General features: G+C 53.5%; 10 protein-coding genes. 4 read left to right on the top strand and 6 right to left on the bottom strand.

What is annotated here, in order from left to right:
• Window positions 1-614: 614 nt before the first annotated feature.
• Both LOC67_RS12115 and LOC67_RS12110 read right to left on the bottom strand, forming a co-directional pair.
• Entirely contained in the window at window positions 615-3,827 is a 3,213-nt protein-coding gene (locus tag LOC67_RS12115) for a protein kinase domain-containing protein (RefSeq protein ID WP_230262866.1), read from the bottom strand.
• Window positions 3,828-3,885: 58 nt separating this feature from the next.
• Window positions 3,886-5,211 carry an AAA family ATPase gene (locus tag LOC67_RS12110; RefSeq protein WP_230262865.1) on the bottom strand — a complete coding sequence of 442 codons (1,326 nt, stop codon included), beginning with the start codon at window positions 5,209-5,211 and terminating at the stop codon, window positions 3,886-3,888.
• A 340-nt stretch (window positions 5,212-5,551) separates the two neighbouring features.
• Here LOC67_RS12110 and LOC67_RS12105 point away from each other — a divergent pair, with 340 nt between their 5' ends.
• The 3 genes from LOC67_RS12105 (at window position 5,552) to LOC67_RS12095 (ending at window position 10,127) form a co-directional block, all read left to right on the top strand.
• On the top strand, window positions 5,552-6,667 hold the full coding sequence (locus LOC67_RS12105) for an EAL domain-containing protein (protein WP_230262864.1): 1,116 nt from the start codon (window positions 5,552-5,554) through the stop codon (window positions 6,665-6,667).
• Window positions 6,668-7,096: 429 nt separating this feature from the next.
• On the top strand, window positions 7,097-8,806 hold the full coding sequence (locus tag LOC67_RS12100; protein ID WP_230262863.1) for a hypothetical protein: 1,710 nt from the start codon (window positions 7,097-7,099) through the stop codon (window positions 8,804-8,806).
• A gap of 73 nt (window positions 8,807-8,879) precedes the next feature.
• Window positions 8,880-10,127, top strand: a complete 1,248-nt coding sequence (locus LOC67_RS12095; RefSeq protein WP_230262862.1) for a polysaccharide biosynthesis/export family protein — start codon at window positions 8,880-8,882, stop codon at window positions 10,125-10,127.
• Between the two features lie 36 nt (window positions 10,128-10,163).
• Here the strand turns inward: LOC67_RS12095 and LOC67_RS12090 are convergent, their stop codons facing one another.
• Complete coding sequence (locus LOC67_RS12090; protein WP_230262861.1) at window positions 10,164-11,015, bottom strand: carbon-nitrogen hydrolase family protein; 852 nt, start codon at window positions 11,013-11,015, stop codon at window positions 10,164-10,166.
• Between the two features lie 49 nt (window positions 11,016-11,064).
• On the opposite strand from LOC67_RS12090, the gene sthA reads away from it, so the two are divergent.
• Complete coding sequence (gene sthA, locus LOC67_RS12085) at window positions 11,065-12,450, top strand: Si-specific NAD(P)(+) transhydrogenase (protein ID WP_230262860.1); 1,386 nt, start codon at window positions 11,065-11,067, stop codon at window positions 12,448-12,450.
• On the opposite strand, the gene LOC67_RS12080 is transcribed toward sthA, so the two are convergent.
• From LOC67_RS12080 to LOC67_RS12070, 3 genes are all read right to left on the bottom strand, one after another.
• Window positions 12,447-13,595, bottom strand: a complete 1,149-nt coding sequence (locus tag LOC67_RS12080) for a DUF2235 domain-containing protein (RefSeq protein WP_230262859.1) — start codon at window positions 13,593-13,595, stop codon at window positions 12,447-12,449. The genes sthA and LOC67_RS12080 overlap by 4 nt on opposite strands.
• 132 nt (window positions 13,596-13,727) lie before the next feature.
• Entirely contained in the window at window positions 13,728-14,849 is a 1,122-nt protein-coding gene (locus LOC67_RS12075; protein WP_230262858.1) for a YbdK family carboxylate-amine ligase, read from the bottom strand.
• Window positions 14,846-16,072, bottom strand: coding sequence for a M20 family metallopeptidase (locus LOC67_RS12070; RefSeq protein WP_230262857.1), 1,227 nt, complete (start codon window positions 16,070-16,072; stop codon window positions 14,846-14,848). Before LOC67_RS12070 ends, LOC67_RS12075 begins: the two co-directional genes overlap by 4 nt.
• Between the last annotated feature and the right edge of the window lie 19 nt (window positions 16,073-16,091).

The raw sequence follows: 16,091 nt of genomic DNA, 5'->3' as shown, positions 1-16,091 counted from the left end.
CACTTTCCCTGTGTCAAAACTGCACGATCGGCGTTCAGTCGACAGTCGCAGAAGCAGGTTGGCTGTGATGCGGCCCCAACATCACATACAAAACAGTTTCCCAGTTCCGACCTATCTGTCGGACGAAGAGACCGCGGGGTACGGACCAATTTGCCGTCCCTTGGGCTAACTAAACCTACTTCGATTTCCTTGCCTGGACGCATCAACAAGGGAATCCCCCAATCGGTTTCGTTGGAATTCTCGATAGGGAATCCGGCCAACGATGTCGTGAGAAACGCAGGCAAGAAACTTAGACAACGTCCAGTGAATCAATAGACGGAGATCTCTCTAGCCCTCGGACATATTGTTTTCAAATGGGTTCGCAGGAGGCCGCACCCAAATCCAATCCGTGAACTTGGTCCCGCAGCGCATGCAACGCCATCGCAGACGTAGCCTCGGTAGATGGATCAGTTGCTTGAACCAACGAGACCGAAAACACTCCGAAGGACGATTTTGACATCGTGGGCAATGAATCATTGTCGAAAATCCAAAGATACGAAGGACCACCCCAAAGATATACCGGGCCAGCCCCCCATGGAAGTGTTCGCCATACGAAGGAATCTAGTTTCTTGTGACTACCACTCGATGTCGCACCGAGTCGCAAGTCGACGACTGATCTTGCCGTCATCGCCGGTTAACGAATCCAACCACCGCAAAACATTTCCGACATCGATTTGCTGCCCTTCGTGAATCAGCATTGGCGTTGCCTTGCGTGAAATGATGACGGAGACACTCGATTGAATCTCCTCGGGCAATTGGGAAACGAGCTGCTCTCGCTCTGACTGATTTCGGCAAATCAGATAGTGCCTTTGTTTGCCACCACATTCCAACAAAACAGGACGGGCGGCTTCGATCGCGGCTGTCACGCTTAAGACTTCAGGAACGTTGCCTGCGGCCCAAGACTGGGTTTTCGAAATGCCAGTCGAATCGGAACCGCCTCCAGCTAGGCCGTCTCGTATCTTCGTTGTCCCCGCCACCGAGTCATCCACTGGGGACGCGAACGCCGTTGTCGTTTGGTGTTCCAGACTATTGCAATCGCGTGCTTCGTTACTTTCGCACTCCACCAAGAACTCTCGTGTCTTCTCCGTCAACTCGCCAGAGAAGTCAGTCACCCAGCTCCCCAACTGTGCGGCCCTTCCGGGATCGATTAAACGCAGCAGATAATTCGACGCACACCGCTCATGCAGACGGTCAAAAAACTTGTCCTTTTGCGATGACGCATGACTTTCTAAATGAAGCCACGGGTCCACTTCACCCGAGTTGTCATCTGACAATTGAGTTATTCCGAATTCGATCGCTTCGATTGCGGCCTGGATCGTCTCAGAGATTCGTCCCAAACCTTTCTCGATTTTCGACGCGATATCCGAAGCGACTCGAGCGGCGACGGATTCAACGAGCTGCTCTCCTGCCAAGCAGGCCTCTTCAAGTGCAACCAAACGCTTCCTGCTAGCGTTACCTGATTGATCAGTTTGATTGTCGCTTTGTTGCTGCTGACCATGTTGATACAACCGACTTCGGATGTCCGAACAATGCACTTGCAGAGCCTTGACCGCTGACAATGCGGACGAAAGATTCAATCGCTGGTCAAGCAAGTGGATCCGCAGCTCTCGATCAATCTGTTGAATCGCTTGTTCGACAATCACTTGGATCTGATCGAGATCCACAAAAGTAGACAACCATCGAACGAGATGAGCCTCAACCGTACCGCGATCAGATAACACAACGGGTTCAAGATGAACCAATTGCTCTTTCACAAGCTGTCGCAGATCGTTTTTGTCAGACGCGATCCATTTTTCCGGAATCGATCGCAAAACTTCATCCGTTAGGTAGCACCGACGGATGATCCTTCGCGAAAACTCACCCGCTGCCGAGATGCCAGCTGCCGAAATTGACGCCTGATCATCGCCGACCCAGCATCGCAACAGTTGGCGAGCGTTTGCGGGCCCCAACACCATCGCTTGGTGGTCGATAGGCTCGCCGAGCTGAACAACGCCTACCGTCCGGAGACATGTCGCCAACGATGAAATGCTTTCGATGTGGCGACCTTTTTCAAATGATTCGTTTCCGATCGTCGCGTCAGCCCACAGGTAATTGACCGCGGAATCGAGGGCGCGACGTTCGGTCGACCGATCCGATGGAGCGATAATGTATGCGTTATGCAGAGGTGTTCTTGCCGCCGGAACGGAGGGCCAGCCACCGCCGCTGTCGCCGGGATAGCTATTTCCCGGTTTCAAAAAGTAATCGAACTCGGTCAATGCAGACTTGGTCGCATGCAGCGCAAGTGGCTTTGATGGGTCACCTTGAAAACGATTTGTCGTTAGCAATGAAACGATCGCGACGTTCTCTAAAGCTTGTTCGTCCAAAAGGTGCCGCAGGAGATACGCGACATCGAAATACATTCCGCCACCGGTGCCTCCGGTGAGCGAAGCAACAACATAAACCTTGGTTTGTTCGCCCCCCGAAGCCGACTGCTTCAATTCTCGAATCGCAGCTGTCAATTGTTCAACGACTTCGTGACCGTGATCGACGAGTGCCAGACGCCCCAGCGGTCTCATTCCACTGGTCTGGCCATTGCGGGGAACGTTGTAAATCCATCGCCGCGAGATCGAAGCGAAACGTCCGGTACCGGACGCGCGATAGTCATTTGCCGATCGCAAGCGTGCGGGAACAACACGTGTCCGTGCAACCTGATCGGTCGGATCAATCATTTGCGCCGCTTGGGTCCCAACGATATCCGTATCGATCAGAACGCTATGCAGTGTCAGCGGACTTGCGGCACCGAAGTCGAATACTCGGCGACGGACTTGATTTAGGATGTCCGTCCCGGTGCCGCCCAATGCGACCACTAAGGCATGCGTCGTTGGCGCGTCGTGATCGCGAACGACATGCTCGCTCAGCTGTGGAAGATCAATGACTTCGCTACTTTGACCTTCATCGACATCTAGTTTTTCTGTTGGCATTTCGGTCGCCCCATGTGGGTTCGCCAACTTGTCGATAAACGCGGCACAACTTTCGAACCTGCGATCTGGGCTTTTCTCCAATGCGCGAGCAACCGTGGGGCGGTCCGATGCTGGCAACGGCGATAAGTTCGGTGAATTGTGAACGTGCTGCGTTGCAAGTTGCGCAATGGTCCGTCCATTGAATGGCCGAGAATTCGTCAGCATTTCCTGATACATCACGGCCAGTGAATACTGATCGCTATGCAACGTCGGGCGTCCATCAAACAGCTCTGGAGGCGCGTAGATGGGTGTCAATCCGCCAACCATACTGCAATCGATTTCGCCAAGATCCTTCAGCAAGCCGAAGTCTGCGACTTTGACGCGTCCTCCGACGATCAATAAATTGCCGGGTTTAATGTCAAGGTGCTGAAGCTGATAGTGCTGGTGTAGATAGTCCAGTGCATCGGCAGCGTCACGCAAGTATCCAAGAAGCGCCTCACGCGGTATTCCACACGAACCACGTTTGCGATGCTGATTGAACAGATCTTCCAACGTGCCTTCAGCGAGTTCGGTAACGATGACCAACTGGTTGTCGATAAATTCGAACCGTTCGAGCGTCAAAATAAATGGGTGCTGAATCCCACGAATACGTTCCAGTGATTTCAGCTCCTGTGCGGCGTGGCGTTCACCGTGCTTGCCATAGACAAACTTGACAGCCTTCTTCAGCCCACCGGGCGCGGTCGCACGCCAGACTTCGCCAAAACCGCCTTGCCCGATTCGCTCTTCCAGCACATAGCCTTCGATCGGTTCAAAGCCAGGCTCGATTTGAATGTTCTTGACCGCTGCCATCTTGTTGGATCACGAGTTTGTTGGATCACAACGTAGTTGGATCACTGGGGTATGAACTTTATAGGTCGCTGAAATAGCTTCGACATGCGCGTTCGAGATAGTCCGGACGCATCGACAATGGTTGTTGTCGGTAGCGACAAAACGATTCAACTTGCTTTAACAGATCACGTGGGTGACAGCGACGTGGTGAGCGTTTTGTCTTTTGGTAATACGCCAGCATGTAGTCGGATGCTTCTGGTGTCTCAGGAAACCCCATCTGATGCATCACCGCTTTCATCAATTCGCGATATTCAGTTGCATCTGGATCGTCGACAAAGATTTTGTATGGCACGCGTCTTAAGAATGCTTCATCGACAAGATCGCCAGGATCTAGATTGGTCGAAAAGATGAGCAGTTGTTCAAACGGGATTTGAATCTTCTTGCCGGTTGGCAGTGTCAGGAAATCACAACGATTTTCCAGCGGAACAATCCAACGATTCAACAACTCTTCGGGTGCGATTCTCTGGCGTCCGAAATCGTCGATCAGCAAGCAGCCACAATTGCTTTTCATCTGTAGCGGAGCTTCACAGATGTTGCTCCGAGGATCGTGCCTTACTTCGAGGTTTTCCATCGACAACTCACCACCGACCATCACCGTCGGGCGTTGGATTCGCAACCAACGTCGATCCCACTCCTGCGCTTTCAATAAGTTGCCGCAGTTTTCCGGCACTGGCGAAGGGCGATGAAACGCATCGTCTTGCAGTTTGATCAGATTTCCGTCGTCAAGAATGGCGGCAGGAATCCAAATCTCTTGGCCAAGGCATTCTGTCAAACAACGTGCGATCGTCGTCTTTCCGTTTCCAGGCTGGCCAAACAAAAATAAGCCTGTATTGCTGTTGATCGCAGGTCCAAGACAATCCAGCAATTCGCGTCGGTAGGAGATCTTTGAAAGCGCTTTGCCAAGCTGGTTTTCTGTCACAGGTTCTAAACCCGCTGCCTGAGCTTCGACGCTTAATACATAGTCGGATAGCGGGACAGGCGCAGGTCCGACATAGCTGCACTGTTCCATTTGAGCTTGGGCGCGAGTTTGTCCGAGCTCGGTCAACGAGTAGTAATAGTCGTTGAAGGGTGCCGGTCGAACGTGCGCGACGAGCTTTCGCGTTCGCATCGAATCCAAAATCGGATCGATGACTTTGAAAGGCAGCCCGATGAATTCGGCCAGGTGCCGACCACTCATCGTACCGACTGATAGGATTGACTTTAAAATCAATCCCTCGACATACGAATCGCTTAATCCTGTCTCGGCGATCGAACTGGTTTCCGCAGGCCAAAAGGTATCGTCAGTTAGCAGACTACCAAGCAAGCCGAGATCGACGGCGTGCGTGTCGTGGACGGAGACAGACATGGGGGATGGACCGATATTGCGTTCTGGTAGGGTTGGGGCGAGCGAGTCCTACAAAGCAACTCAGTAGAAGGGTAGCTTGCTTTTAGGTTGACTGAATTTCCGACACGATCACGTGACCTATCGCATCCTTTCGATGACACCGTTCGGCCTTGGCATTCAATTTCGTTGCAGAATTCGATGTCCGAATAACCTTGCCTAGAATTACAACCTAGGGTTTGACAATTACCCCCACGGCCGGTGTGGTGTGCACCGGTCCGCCGTGACTTGATTTGTAGTCATCTGACTCATATCGGTAACGGTGAAGACGTTTTCTTCGCTCGCCCCACGATGATCCTCCGCTATGAGCTCGGTCGACAGCTCCGCTCTGGAACGACGAACCCACGATTCCGCCATCAAAGGCGACGTGTGGTTTCTGTCCGGTTCATTGGAGCCCCGAGACACGCTACGCCACCTGCCAATCGATGAAGACGAATTCACGATCGGTCGGAAACCGGGATGCTCACTGAAGCTGCAATTCAATACCGTCAGTGGCAAGCATGCCGTCCTTTCGGTTCGTGATGGCGTTCTATATCTACGTGACCTTGGCAGTACCAACGGGACTTACGTCAATGGTGAACGCCTTCATGGCGAAACCACGATCGAAGAAGAAGACCTGTTGCACTTTGCCGAAGCGCCATTTCGTGTCCTTCGACAATCGCCAACCGGTCAAGCCACTGGCACGATTGCACGCAATGTTTGCGACGAAGCACTGGCACTCGTTCAGTTCGATCGGATGATGAGCGAAAAATTGGTGCGTCCACACTTCCAAGTCATCGTGGAAATGGACAGCCAGAATGTTGTCGGACACGAGATCCTTGGCCGCGGCAAAGTCTTTGGCCTTGAATCAGTCGCGGCAATGTTCAATGCGGCCAGCCAACTGAATCTGGAAGTCGAACTGAGCCAACTGCTTCGCTGGGAAGGCATCCGTGTTGGACGTGACCTACCGCCACGACCCAACCTGTTTGTGAACACCCATCCCAAAGAACTCGAGGACGCAGACAAGCTGATCGATTCGCTTGTGAAAGTCCGTCAGATCGCAGACAACGCTGACTTGGTTCTGGAAATCCACGAAGCCAGCGTGACCAACCGTAAAGTGATGCGCGAGCTATCTGCCGCCGTCAACGATTTGAACATTGAACTTGCCTTTGATGACTTCGGCTCTGGACAGGCGAGACTGGCGGAACTGATCGAATCGAAGCCGGACTATGTTAAGTTCGATATCAGCTTGATCCACGGGATCGATCATGCGGGTGCGGCGCGACGACAAATGCTCGAAACGTTGGTCAAAATGGTTCGCGACTTGGAAATAAAAGCCCTCGCCGAAGGCATCGAAACGTCAAGCGAAGCTCAAACCTGTTCCGACATCGGTTTCGATCTCGCGCAAGGTTACTTCTACGGTCGCCCTACACCGATCTAGAAACGGGCTAGCTAGATCCGGGCTGGCCGACATGCGTTCAACGCATTCGGTGATTAGTTCTTTCGCTTCGTCGACAATTTGATTTCATCTGTCAGAAGCCAGGTTTCTAGTGGTGGCTTCCATCACCCCGGCAGCACCATCGAACACTCTTCCGCCGCCTGAAATAACTGCCCGAAGACCCTCCCATTATCGTTTGCTATCAATCGTTATTCGGGAAGCTTTGCGGGTTGTAACGGATCGATCGATCAAACCAGATTTGGAATGATTCGCATCAATGGTTTTACGGTGCTGACCGTCCCAACCCGTCCGATCATCACAACAGGACCGTTCAGCGGATAGCAATCGCGATTGAAATAGACGCGAAACATCGAGTTTCAGGTTTGAGTTCCTCCCGGAATCCACGCAAACCTATGTCAGGACATGGAAGCCATGAAGTGTAAAAAGCGAAATCGGAGTTCGCTTGCCCGGCGACAGTCAACCTGTCGCCGATGGATCGCATTGTCGCTTGCCTGTTCGTGCGCCGGATCTGTTCTTGCAGGCGATCCGGTTCGAAACTCATTCTATCTGCAACCGGTGTCGTCTCATGGTCGAGCGATTGCCAATGGCAAGACCTCGCTGGAGACAGAGATCGAATCCGCGATTGTGCTTGAAGGCCCCGTCCAGGAAAAGCAATCATCAGCCGAATCGTTGATGCCGCGGCGTCTTCCCAAAACAACTACCGTCCGTCAGCAGTCGAGCACCGGTATTGGGGTTCCTGTCGTTCCGGCATCCAGCGAAACGTTTGCGCAAGACCTACCGCCACAACATGAATGGATCGCTTTAGACCAACCTCCGGCACCTGATTCTCCTTCCGAGATCGCATCTCACGCAGCAGATACCAACGCGGTTTCGAAAGCGGGTTCTTTGGTATCAGAGTCCCATTCGCATGCACCGATCCAGGTTGCCGCGCGACGCCTCGCACAGCTTCGACAAGATCGCTTGTCCGAGTCGTCCGACAGCACCTTGAAAGGCAATACTGATCGGCGTTGGCTTCAATCGGTTACGATCGATTCCTGTTCCGCACGAAGCGAACAACACCTCGCGGATGCCTATCGCGAGTACCGTGTCGGCGCCTGGTCATCTGCAGAGGCATCGGCCTGGAAAGCACTTGAGTTGATCGCGACCGGAATTGACATCGCGGATCGCCAGACGGCAGCCTCCAACACCCAGCCTCGCGCCGCGAAGCAGCTTCGCACCGCAAAAACCGCGATGATCGAGGCTCGCGACTTTCTTTCAGGTGGAGCCGCTATCGACGTCGACCGGATCAACGCGATCGCGACGTCGCATCAGACACCGATCTTCGCTGGTGGTGTCCCCGAGGGCATCACCACTACGGAAGCGGCCGATCGCTACCTCGACTACGCCCGCATGAATCTTGCCCCATTGGCAAAGTATCACGTGATGGCAGCCCAAGCGATGGACTTAGTCGCGGCGATCGAATTGGGACGCAATGACCGAAGTCATCTGCCAGAGGAAACGTCGTTATGTCTTCGTCGTGCGGCGTTACAAGGTCAACCCGAAAACGCTTCGTTGGCCGCGCGCCTTGGAATGCAATTAGCCGAGATGGGATTGGATCGCGAAGCAACTTGGACGCTCAAGCATGCCATGGACTTGCAACCCAATGCGGGTGTGGCAGCGACACTGGCGACGGTGCAGCAGCGACAAGGCGACCGAGAAGCGGCAATGCGATTGACGGCAAGCTTGCGAATGCAAATGCCACAAACCGAAAAGCCAACTCGGACGCCGGAAGTCATCGAGCTATCGCCTTCACAATTCGCCGCCATTTCGCCAGCGTTCAATGTCGGGCAGTCGCAGATAGCAAACCAACCTGCCAATGCTCCCGCGATAGCACAGCCTTACGGATCAAGCACCCATCCGGTTTCAGCAATCAACGCAAGCGTCAAAAACGAGGACGCGACTCCTGCCGTGACCGCGTCCTTCCGCAGGCCAAGGCCTACGCAAACGGCCCCAGAAATCTCGAGGGCGAACAATTCAATCCAAGCTCATACTGCGAGCCAAGCCCAATCTGGAATCAAGGACCAGCCTGCGAGCCAGATTTCGCCGGTGAAGCGGTTCATGACCAAGATGCGTTTTTGGTAACCGTCAGTCCGAAACCCAACTGCAACCGAACAAACTCCACATCATTCGATCCCACGTGGTCGGAAACGTAGCGATGAAACACAGCGATCAAGCTTCCTTCGATCAATCACGTCGAATCACAAAGTCGATGGCTTTGCGACTGGCACTCGTCGTCTTCGCCTGTGTTGTCACGACTTCGGCCAATGCTCAAACTCTCGAAACGGGCTCTTCACAAGCCGTCACGATCGAAGGACGTATCGATAGTGAGCCCGATTGTGGATGTCGTAATGTTCCCGGTGGATACCCATGCAAATCGGGCTGTGCAAAGTGCATGATGGGTGTCGACTGTGCCAATCATTGTGGTGCCGAAGCCCGATGGCGTGACATGTGCCCAATGGATTTTGGAGCCTACGGCCCGGGTGGATATGCCGGGCCATCACGCTACGCACATTTGGGTGTCTATCGCCTTCGTCCTGGTGATCAGTTGCAAGTGTTCTACTTGATCACCCGTCGTCAAAACCAAGGTGAATACCGACTCGCACCTGGCGACGAAGTTTTGATCGAATCGGTGGCTGACGAAGACTTGCAACGCGGCACCCTTGATCGCGGATTAGTAATTCAGCCGGATGGCACCATCACTGTTCGTTTGCTTGGACAGATTCACGCTGCCGGATTAACCGTCAGTCAACTGCGTGATGTGTTGGAGCAGAAATACAAAAAGCTGTATGACGAGCCATCGATCGACGTCACACCCGTTGTTGTCAACAAGCTTGCCGAAGACATCCGCAACGCGGTCGGTGGTGCGAGCGGTCTTCAGCAACAAGCATTGACCGTCACCGTGATGCCCGATGGCAAGATTCGTTTGCCTGGCATTGGCGGGATCTGTGTCCAAGGCTTCTCGTTGCCTGAGCTAAAGAAGGAAATCAACCTTCGCTATCAAGAAATCGTTATCGGTTTGGAAGCCGAGCCGATCCTGACTCAGCAGGCGGCACACTTTGTCTATGTTTTGGGCAACGTCGCGTCACCATCAAGAATTCAGCTGACCACACCGACGACTGTCCTTGGCGCAATTGCACAAGCCGGTGGCAACACACCCGATGGCAATATGCGTCAGGTCGTGATCCTTCGCCGCGCCGAAGATTGGCGTTTGGTTTCGACGATGCTGGATCTACAAGGCGCGATCTATGGCAAACGCCCCAATCCTAGCGACGAGATCTGGCTACGCGATGGTGACGTTGTCATTGTGCCAGCACGTCCGATCGTCCGCTTGGACAATTGGATCGATCAAGTCTTCACTCGCGGACTCTATGGCGTCCTTCCGGTTTCATTCGACGGCGATTGATCGACCGTTTAGATGGCTGACCTTGCAGCAACAATGCTACTCAACAATCTTGCCGTAGTAGCTTGGCTGCCGATCGGCGAATCGATCGATCACATGTTCACCGGGAACCCGCTCGATCCGCTTCTTCCGCGACAGCGTCACATCAACATTCGCATAGATCATTCCTTCTTCGCAATGGTCTAGTTTCCCCAGCACCATGCCGTCGGGACCGCAAATCGAACTTCGTCCGGCGAAGCTCGTTCCGTTCTCGGTACCGACTCGATTTGCCGCTGCGAAGTACAGATGATTTTCGTGACTACGGGCACGTGGAACGATTTCGGCGACCTGTTGACCTTCGACTGGCCAATTGGTCGGTAGTGCGATCAGATCGGCGCCCTCGAGCGCCAAACATCGGATCGGTTCGGAAAAAGATCCGTCGTAACAAATTGCCATCCCCAGTCGGAACGGATCAGCCCCACCAATGCTTGCCTCGACACAATGGTATGGTTGAGTACCACGGTCGGCAAATCGATCGACTCCCAAATGTGGTAAGTGGACTTTTCGATAGCAGGCGATGTTCCCCTCACCACCGACCAATGCGCACGCATTGAAAAACTGGTCATGATGTCGTTCGAGGAACCCGATGACAGCCAAAAGCTTGTGCTGATGACAGACTCTGGCGATCTGACGGAACGCTTCACTGTCGATTGAAATCGATGCCGCGATGGCCGAATCCCGAGTCTCGAAGACGTAGCCGGATAGCATACACTCAGGAAAAACAACCAATTTGGTGTCTTCGCCAGATGCACTTTCGAGCCTTGCGGCTTGCTCCAACCACGTACACACACGTGTAACGTTGTGATCGACGTCCGCGAACGTGACGTCGGATTGGACACAGACGATCAACATCGTAAAACAAGCCTTCGCATACGAGTACTTTTACACCCACTGAATTCAAATGAGCGATTCGGACTTTGATTTTGATCTATTCGTCATCGGGACAGGCCCCGGTGGGGAAGGCGCCGCGATGCAGGCTGGAAAAGGCGGACTGCGGGTTGGCGTCGCGGAGCGATATCGCCAAATCGGGGGTGGCTGCACACACTGGGGGACGATTCCCAGTAAAGCACTTCGGTACACGATCACCAACACGATGAACGTGCTGAAGAACCCAGTTTTCCGTGAGATGGGGATTCATGCCAGCCCCACAATGGAACAGCTTCGCAGGGGCACCACGGAAATCATTGCCAAGCAAGTCACGATGCGGCAATCATTCTATGACCGCAACAGTGTGCCCGTTCACTATGGCCATGCCCGCTTTATCGATGACCATACCATTCTGATCGATGAGACGGAAAAGATTCGCGCCAAATCATTTGTCATCGCGACCGGAGCGCGTCCCTATCATCCGCCAAACGTCGACTTCAACCACCCTCATATTTACGACAGCGATACCATCCTTGGCATGGCTGAAAAGCCCGGCACGATCACCATCTATGGTGCGGGTGTTGTCGGCACCGAATACGCTTCGATGTTTCGTAACCTTGGCGTCAAAGTCAACTTGGTCAACACCCGAAGCCGTTTGCTGGAATTCCTCGATGACGAAATCGTCGACGCCCTCGCGTACCACCTGCGTGACCAAGGCGTCGTGATCCGCAACGATGAAGTCGTCGAGAAGATCGAAGGCATTGGCGACGGCGTGATCCTGCACCTCAAGAGCGGTAAACGCATCAAATCGGATGCGCTGCTCTGGGCCAATGGTCGCAGCGGCAACACTGAAAACCTTGGCCTGGAAAACGTCGGCCTGGAGGTCAATAAACGCGGACAACTGGAAGTCGACCAACAATTCCAAACCTCCCGCGATCACATTTACGCGGTCGGCGACGTGATCGGATATCCGTCCTTGGCAAGCGCCGCCTACACACAAGGCCGCGCCGCCGCGATGCATATTTTGGAACGCAAAGACGGCAACTTGCGACTCGATGACATTCCGACAGGGATTTATACAAGCCCCGAAATTAGCTCCGTCGGGCAGACCGAACGGCAGCTTACCGAAGCATGCGTGCCCTACGAGGTCGGGCAAGCTCAATTCAAAAGCTTGGCTCGCGCCCAAATCATGGGAACGACTGTTGGCATGCTAAAGATTCTTTTCCACCGCGAAACACGAAAGGTGCTCGGTGTTCATTGCTTTGGCGCCAATGCATCGGAAATCATCCACATCGGACAAGCGGTCATGGATTCACATGACCTGAACTTGGAATACTTTTTCGAAACCACGTTCAACTACCCGACGATGGCCGAAGCGTACCGCGTTGCAGCCTTGAATGGATACAACCGGCTGTTCTAGCCAGCGACTTTACCCACTGCGGTAGGCAGCGGGTTCGTCATCGAATTATCACGGTCGATTTCCGGCTCAATGTCATATTCTTTGGGCCAGTTCCGGGGGCGATACTTCATCGCACGATCTTCGAATCGCCGAATAGCCGTTTCATGCAACAGCGGCTTTTGGGCTTGGCGTTTTCCGCGAACGCGCGCGACGACCTGACGACGTCGTGCTAGGTGTGGCCGCGGAATCCGCATCCCAAATGTTTGCTTCGGAAAGAACTCCGCAGCCCACCACTTCCAAGTCAGCGATCGATGTAGATCGTCTGCATAGGTCGACGGTTCTGCACCGGCTAATAGCGATTCGATCCGGTTGGGGTCAAAGAGCACTCCCGCTTGAAACGCCTGCATCACCATCCACTGCATTGTGATCTTTGCTAGACCGCTTTGCGATTCGGGATAGCCGCCTCCGACGTCCGAATGTGACCCTGCGAACCAAACTTCTTTGAAATCCTGATCTTCCCGACGGGTGAAAAGATTCTGAGTGAAAAAGGCACGGTACTCATCAATCGCCACCGCATGACGAACAACGCTAACACTGGGATTGTTCGCCGAATAGGCATAACGCAAATAGTCATACGCCCACGAGATCGAAGACACCGTATCCCACAGCCCTAAAAAAATGTAGGGTTTTTCAGCGAGCGGGCGTGAGAACTGTTTTCGAAACCGCGTCAATCGATCGAAGTTGATTCGCTTGTTTCGGCGACTTTCGATTTCATTAAGGGCATAGGGAACCATATGGCGATTGCCTTGCCACAAGATCCCAACCCCGTGCAACAGTGCCGCAATGATTCGAGCCGTGTAGGCGCCGCGGCTAAATCCAAACAGAAAAATCCGATCGCCCGGGACGAAGTGTTGGACAATAAACCAGTAGGCATGCTCGATCGTTTGCCTATAGCCTGCACCAAAGGCCAAGCCCAACGTTCGACTGAATGCTTGGCCGGGTCGAGTCAACGCCATCGACGGACTGAACGTTCCAACGCCAGGCGAGTAAAAGGCCACCTGATTCTCATCGGTCTGCAATCCATAGTGCAGACGCAACACGTTGGTTTGATCGATTTCGAATTCGTTGCCGGTTCCGTCACAACAGACAACAATATTCTTGCCCATCCCTGCGGCCCTTCTCCGATTGGAAACTCTGAAACGAATGGTTATTGGCTGACGAAGCGTTCCACTGCTAATTCGCTTATGCTGGTTCGCTTCAACTGAACGACAATTCAAGGTGAACCGTTTTTTCAGTCGTCAGATCGCGACGAGCGACTGTTCCGTTAATTGTCGCACGATCTCCTTTGCGGAACCAGTCTCTCTCAGGATCGAACGCTGTCGTTCTGCCCATCCGCCGCTGCTCGCGATCTCTTTTACATACAACAGCTCTGTTTCACAACCAAGATCTTGCGCGACCCCTTGCAATTTATCGACTAGATCGCAAGCGATTTCGGGCACCGATTGCTGAGAATAATCGTAGGTGTTGACCAACATCGCGGTCAGCCCATAGCGTGATGCGCGCCACTTGTTCTGTCGTACCATCATCGGATGACAATCGAACTGATAGGTTCCGTTGTCAATTTCATCGCTGAGGAATTTGACTAAACACTGGATCAATGCTGCCAGTCCACAAACGTGATCCATGTTGCCCGGCATGTCGCACATGCGGACTTCCACCGTTCCGAAATTATGGTGTGGACGGACGTCCCACCAGATCTCACGGATCGTGTTGATGAATCCCGTATCGACCATATGGTTCACCAACCAGACGTACTCACTCCAGTTTCGCATCAACGTGGGCAACCCGGCCGTCGGCAAGCCTTCCATGACTTTGCTGCGGTGCGAATGTAGGCCGGTGTCGCGTCCTTCCCAATAAGGACTGCTGGACGATAGGGCCAGCAAGAGAGGCAGGTGATGCATGATGCGATCGCAGATCATCACGGCCTTGTCGCCGCTGTCAACGCCGACGTGTACGTGCAAGCCAAAAGTGATCAGTCGCCTCGCCATCTCCTGCAACAAACGCATCAAACTCTTGTAGCGTTCATCATCGGTGACGGTCTGATCAAGCCAGTGACTAAAGGGATGTGTCGCTCCCCACCACAATTGAAGCCCCTGACACTCGGCTGCCCGTTGCAAAACGGAGAGCTTCCCAGACAAATCTTCGCGTGCGTCCTGAACACTATCGCTTACACCGCTGATCACTTCCACACAGCACTGCATCAGCTCATGCTTGCAGGAATCTCGATAAGGAGGCTCAACCGCAGCCAGCAATTGATTACTTTGCGATGTCAGCGCGAACGTTTCCGCATCGACGACCCCCAACTCGAGCTCAATCCCAAGACTTGGACGATCGTTGGCACGGAATACGAACTTGCTCATTTTCTTGCCGGGTCAAAGTACCGAATCGCAATCGATGCAAATAGTTTAGCCGCATGCGCGATGGCACGCTCGTCGATGTCGAACGTCGGCGTATGAAGAGGTGCCGTTCCGACTTGCGATCCCGCTACGCCTAGTCGAAACATCGCACCGGGAACGTGTTCGAGGTAGTACGAAAAGTCTTCGCTACCCATGCTCGGTGACTCGATCCAATCGACTGCCGCGGGATTCAGTGTCTGAACAATCGCGTCGTACATCAACGCAACAATCTTACGGTCGTTCACCACCGCAGGCGCGGACGTCCCCAGACGTAACTTGACGGTACAGCCGAACTGAGTCTCGATGGACTCATTAATTGACTCGATCGTTTCGAAAGCTTTCCTGCGCGAAGATGGACTTAGTGTTCGCAGCGTTCCCATCGCGACTGCCGTGTCAGGAATCACATTCGCACTATGGCCTGCCTTGATCATCCCAATCGAAATCACAACGGTTTGGTGCGGATCGATTGCACGATTCACACGACGATAGGCAGCTTCCACCCAAGCGACCAATGCCTCGATTGGATCGATCGCTAAATGTGGCCTCGCGCCATGTCCGCCTTTGCCTTCGATTGTGATTTCAAATTGGTCACAAGCGGCAGTCAAGACGTCGTTTCGAATTCCGATGCATCCGACCTGCCGTGTCGGATCGACGTGAAGAGCGATAATGGCCTCGACGTCCTTGAGCGCGCGATGGTGAATCATGTGGCGTGCCCCTTCGGAATTTTCTTCCGCCGGCTGCAGGACGGCACGCACTGCGACCGGCCAAGGCAACTGCCCGGTACGTTCCAGCTCTTTCAAGATCTGCATTGCCGCTACAACGACTGTGGCGTGGACATCGTGACCACACGCATGCATCACCCCTGGCTTACAGCTTCGGTAGGGCACCGATTTTTCATCCTGGATCGGCAAGCCATCAATGTCGCCTCGGATCGCCAATCTTGGCTCATCAGCCAAGCTAACGTCGGTGATCAAATCGGCCATCACGCCGCGACTTTCACCTGCCATTCGAACTGGCAAGTCCAAAGCACACAGACGCGATTTCAACTCATTGGATGTCCAAGTCTCCTCACCCGATAGTTCTGGATGCTGGTGCAAGTGTCGGCGCAACGAGATCCAGTCGTCGTAATGCTCCTCCGCGATCTTGTCGATCGCAGTCGTTAAAGTCATCGCTGAGTTGTCATTCATCTGTTGCATTGATCCGATA

The sequence above is a fragment of the Stieleria sp. JC731 genome, from assembly GCF_020966635.1.
In the GTDB taxonomy this organism is placed as follows: Bacteria; Planctomycetota; Planctomycetia; order Pirellulales; family Pirellulaceae; genus Stieleria.
Note: the sequence above shows the minus strand (reverse complement) of the source record. Positions and strands in the feature narration are given on the sequence as shown.

Coding starts and splice junctions, on each gene's coding strand:
- LOC67_RS12100 (WP_230262863.1), top strand. CDS start 7,097: ATGAAGTGTAAAAAGCGAAATCGGAGTTCGCTTGCCCGGCGACAGTCA.
- LOC67_RS12110 (WP_230262865.1), bottom strand. CDS start 5,211: ATGTCTGTCTCCGTCCACGACACGCACGCCGTCGATCTCGGCTTGCTT.
- LOC67_RS12115 (WP_230262866.1), bottom strand. CDS start 3,827: ATGGCAGCGGTCAAGAACATTCAAATCGAGCCTGGCTTTGAACCGATC.
- LOC67_RS12090 (WP_230262861.1), bottom strand. CDS start 11,015: ATGTTGATCGTCTGTGTCCAATCCGACGTCACGTTCGCGGACGTCGAT.
- sthA (WP_230262860.1), top strand. CDS start 11,065: ATGAGCGATTCGGACTTTGATTTTGATCTATTCGTCATCGGGACAGGC.
- LOC67_RS12095 (WP_230262862.1), top strand. CDS start 8,880: ATGAAACACAGCGATCAAGCTTCCTTCGATCAATCACGTCGAATCACA.
- LOC67_RS12080 (WP_230262859.1), bottom strand. CDS start 13,595: ATGGGCAAGAATATTGTTGTCTGTTGTGACGGAACCGGCAACGAATTC.
- LOC67_RS12105 (WP_230262864.1), top strand. CDS start 5,552: ATGAGCTCGGTCGACAGCTCCGCTCTGGAACGACGAACCCACGATTCC.
- LOC67_RS12075 (WP_230262858.1), bottom strand. CDS start 14,849: ATGAGCAAGTTCGTATTCCGTGCCAACGATCGTCCAAGTCTTGGGATT.
- LOC67_RS12070 (WP_230262857.1), bottom strand. CDS start 16,072: ATGAATGACAACTCAGCGATGACTTTAACGACTGCGATCGACAAGATC.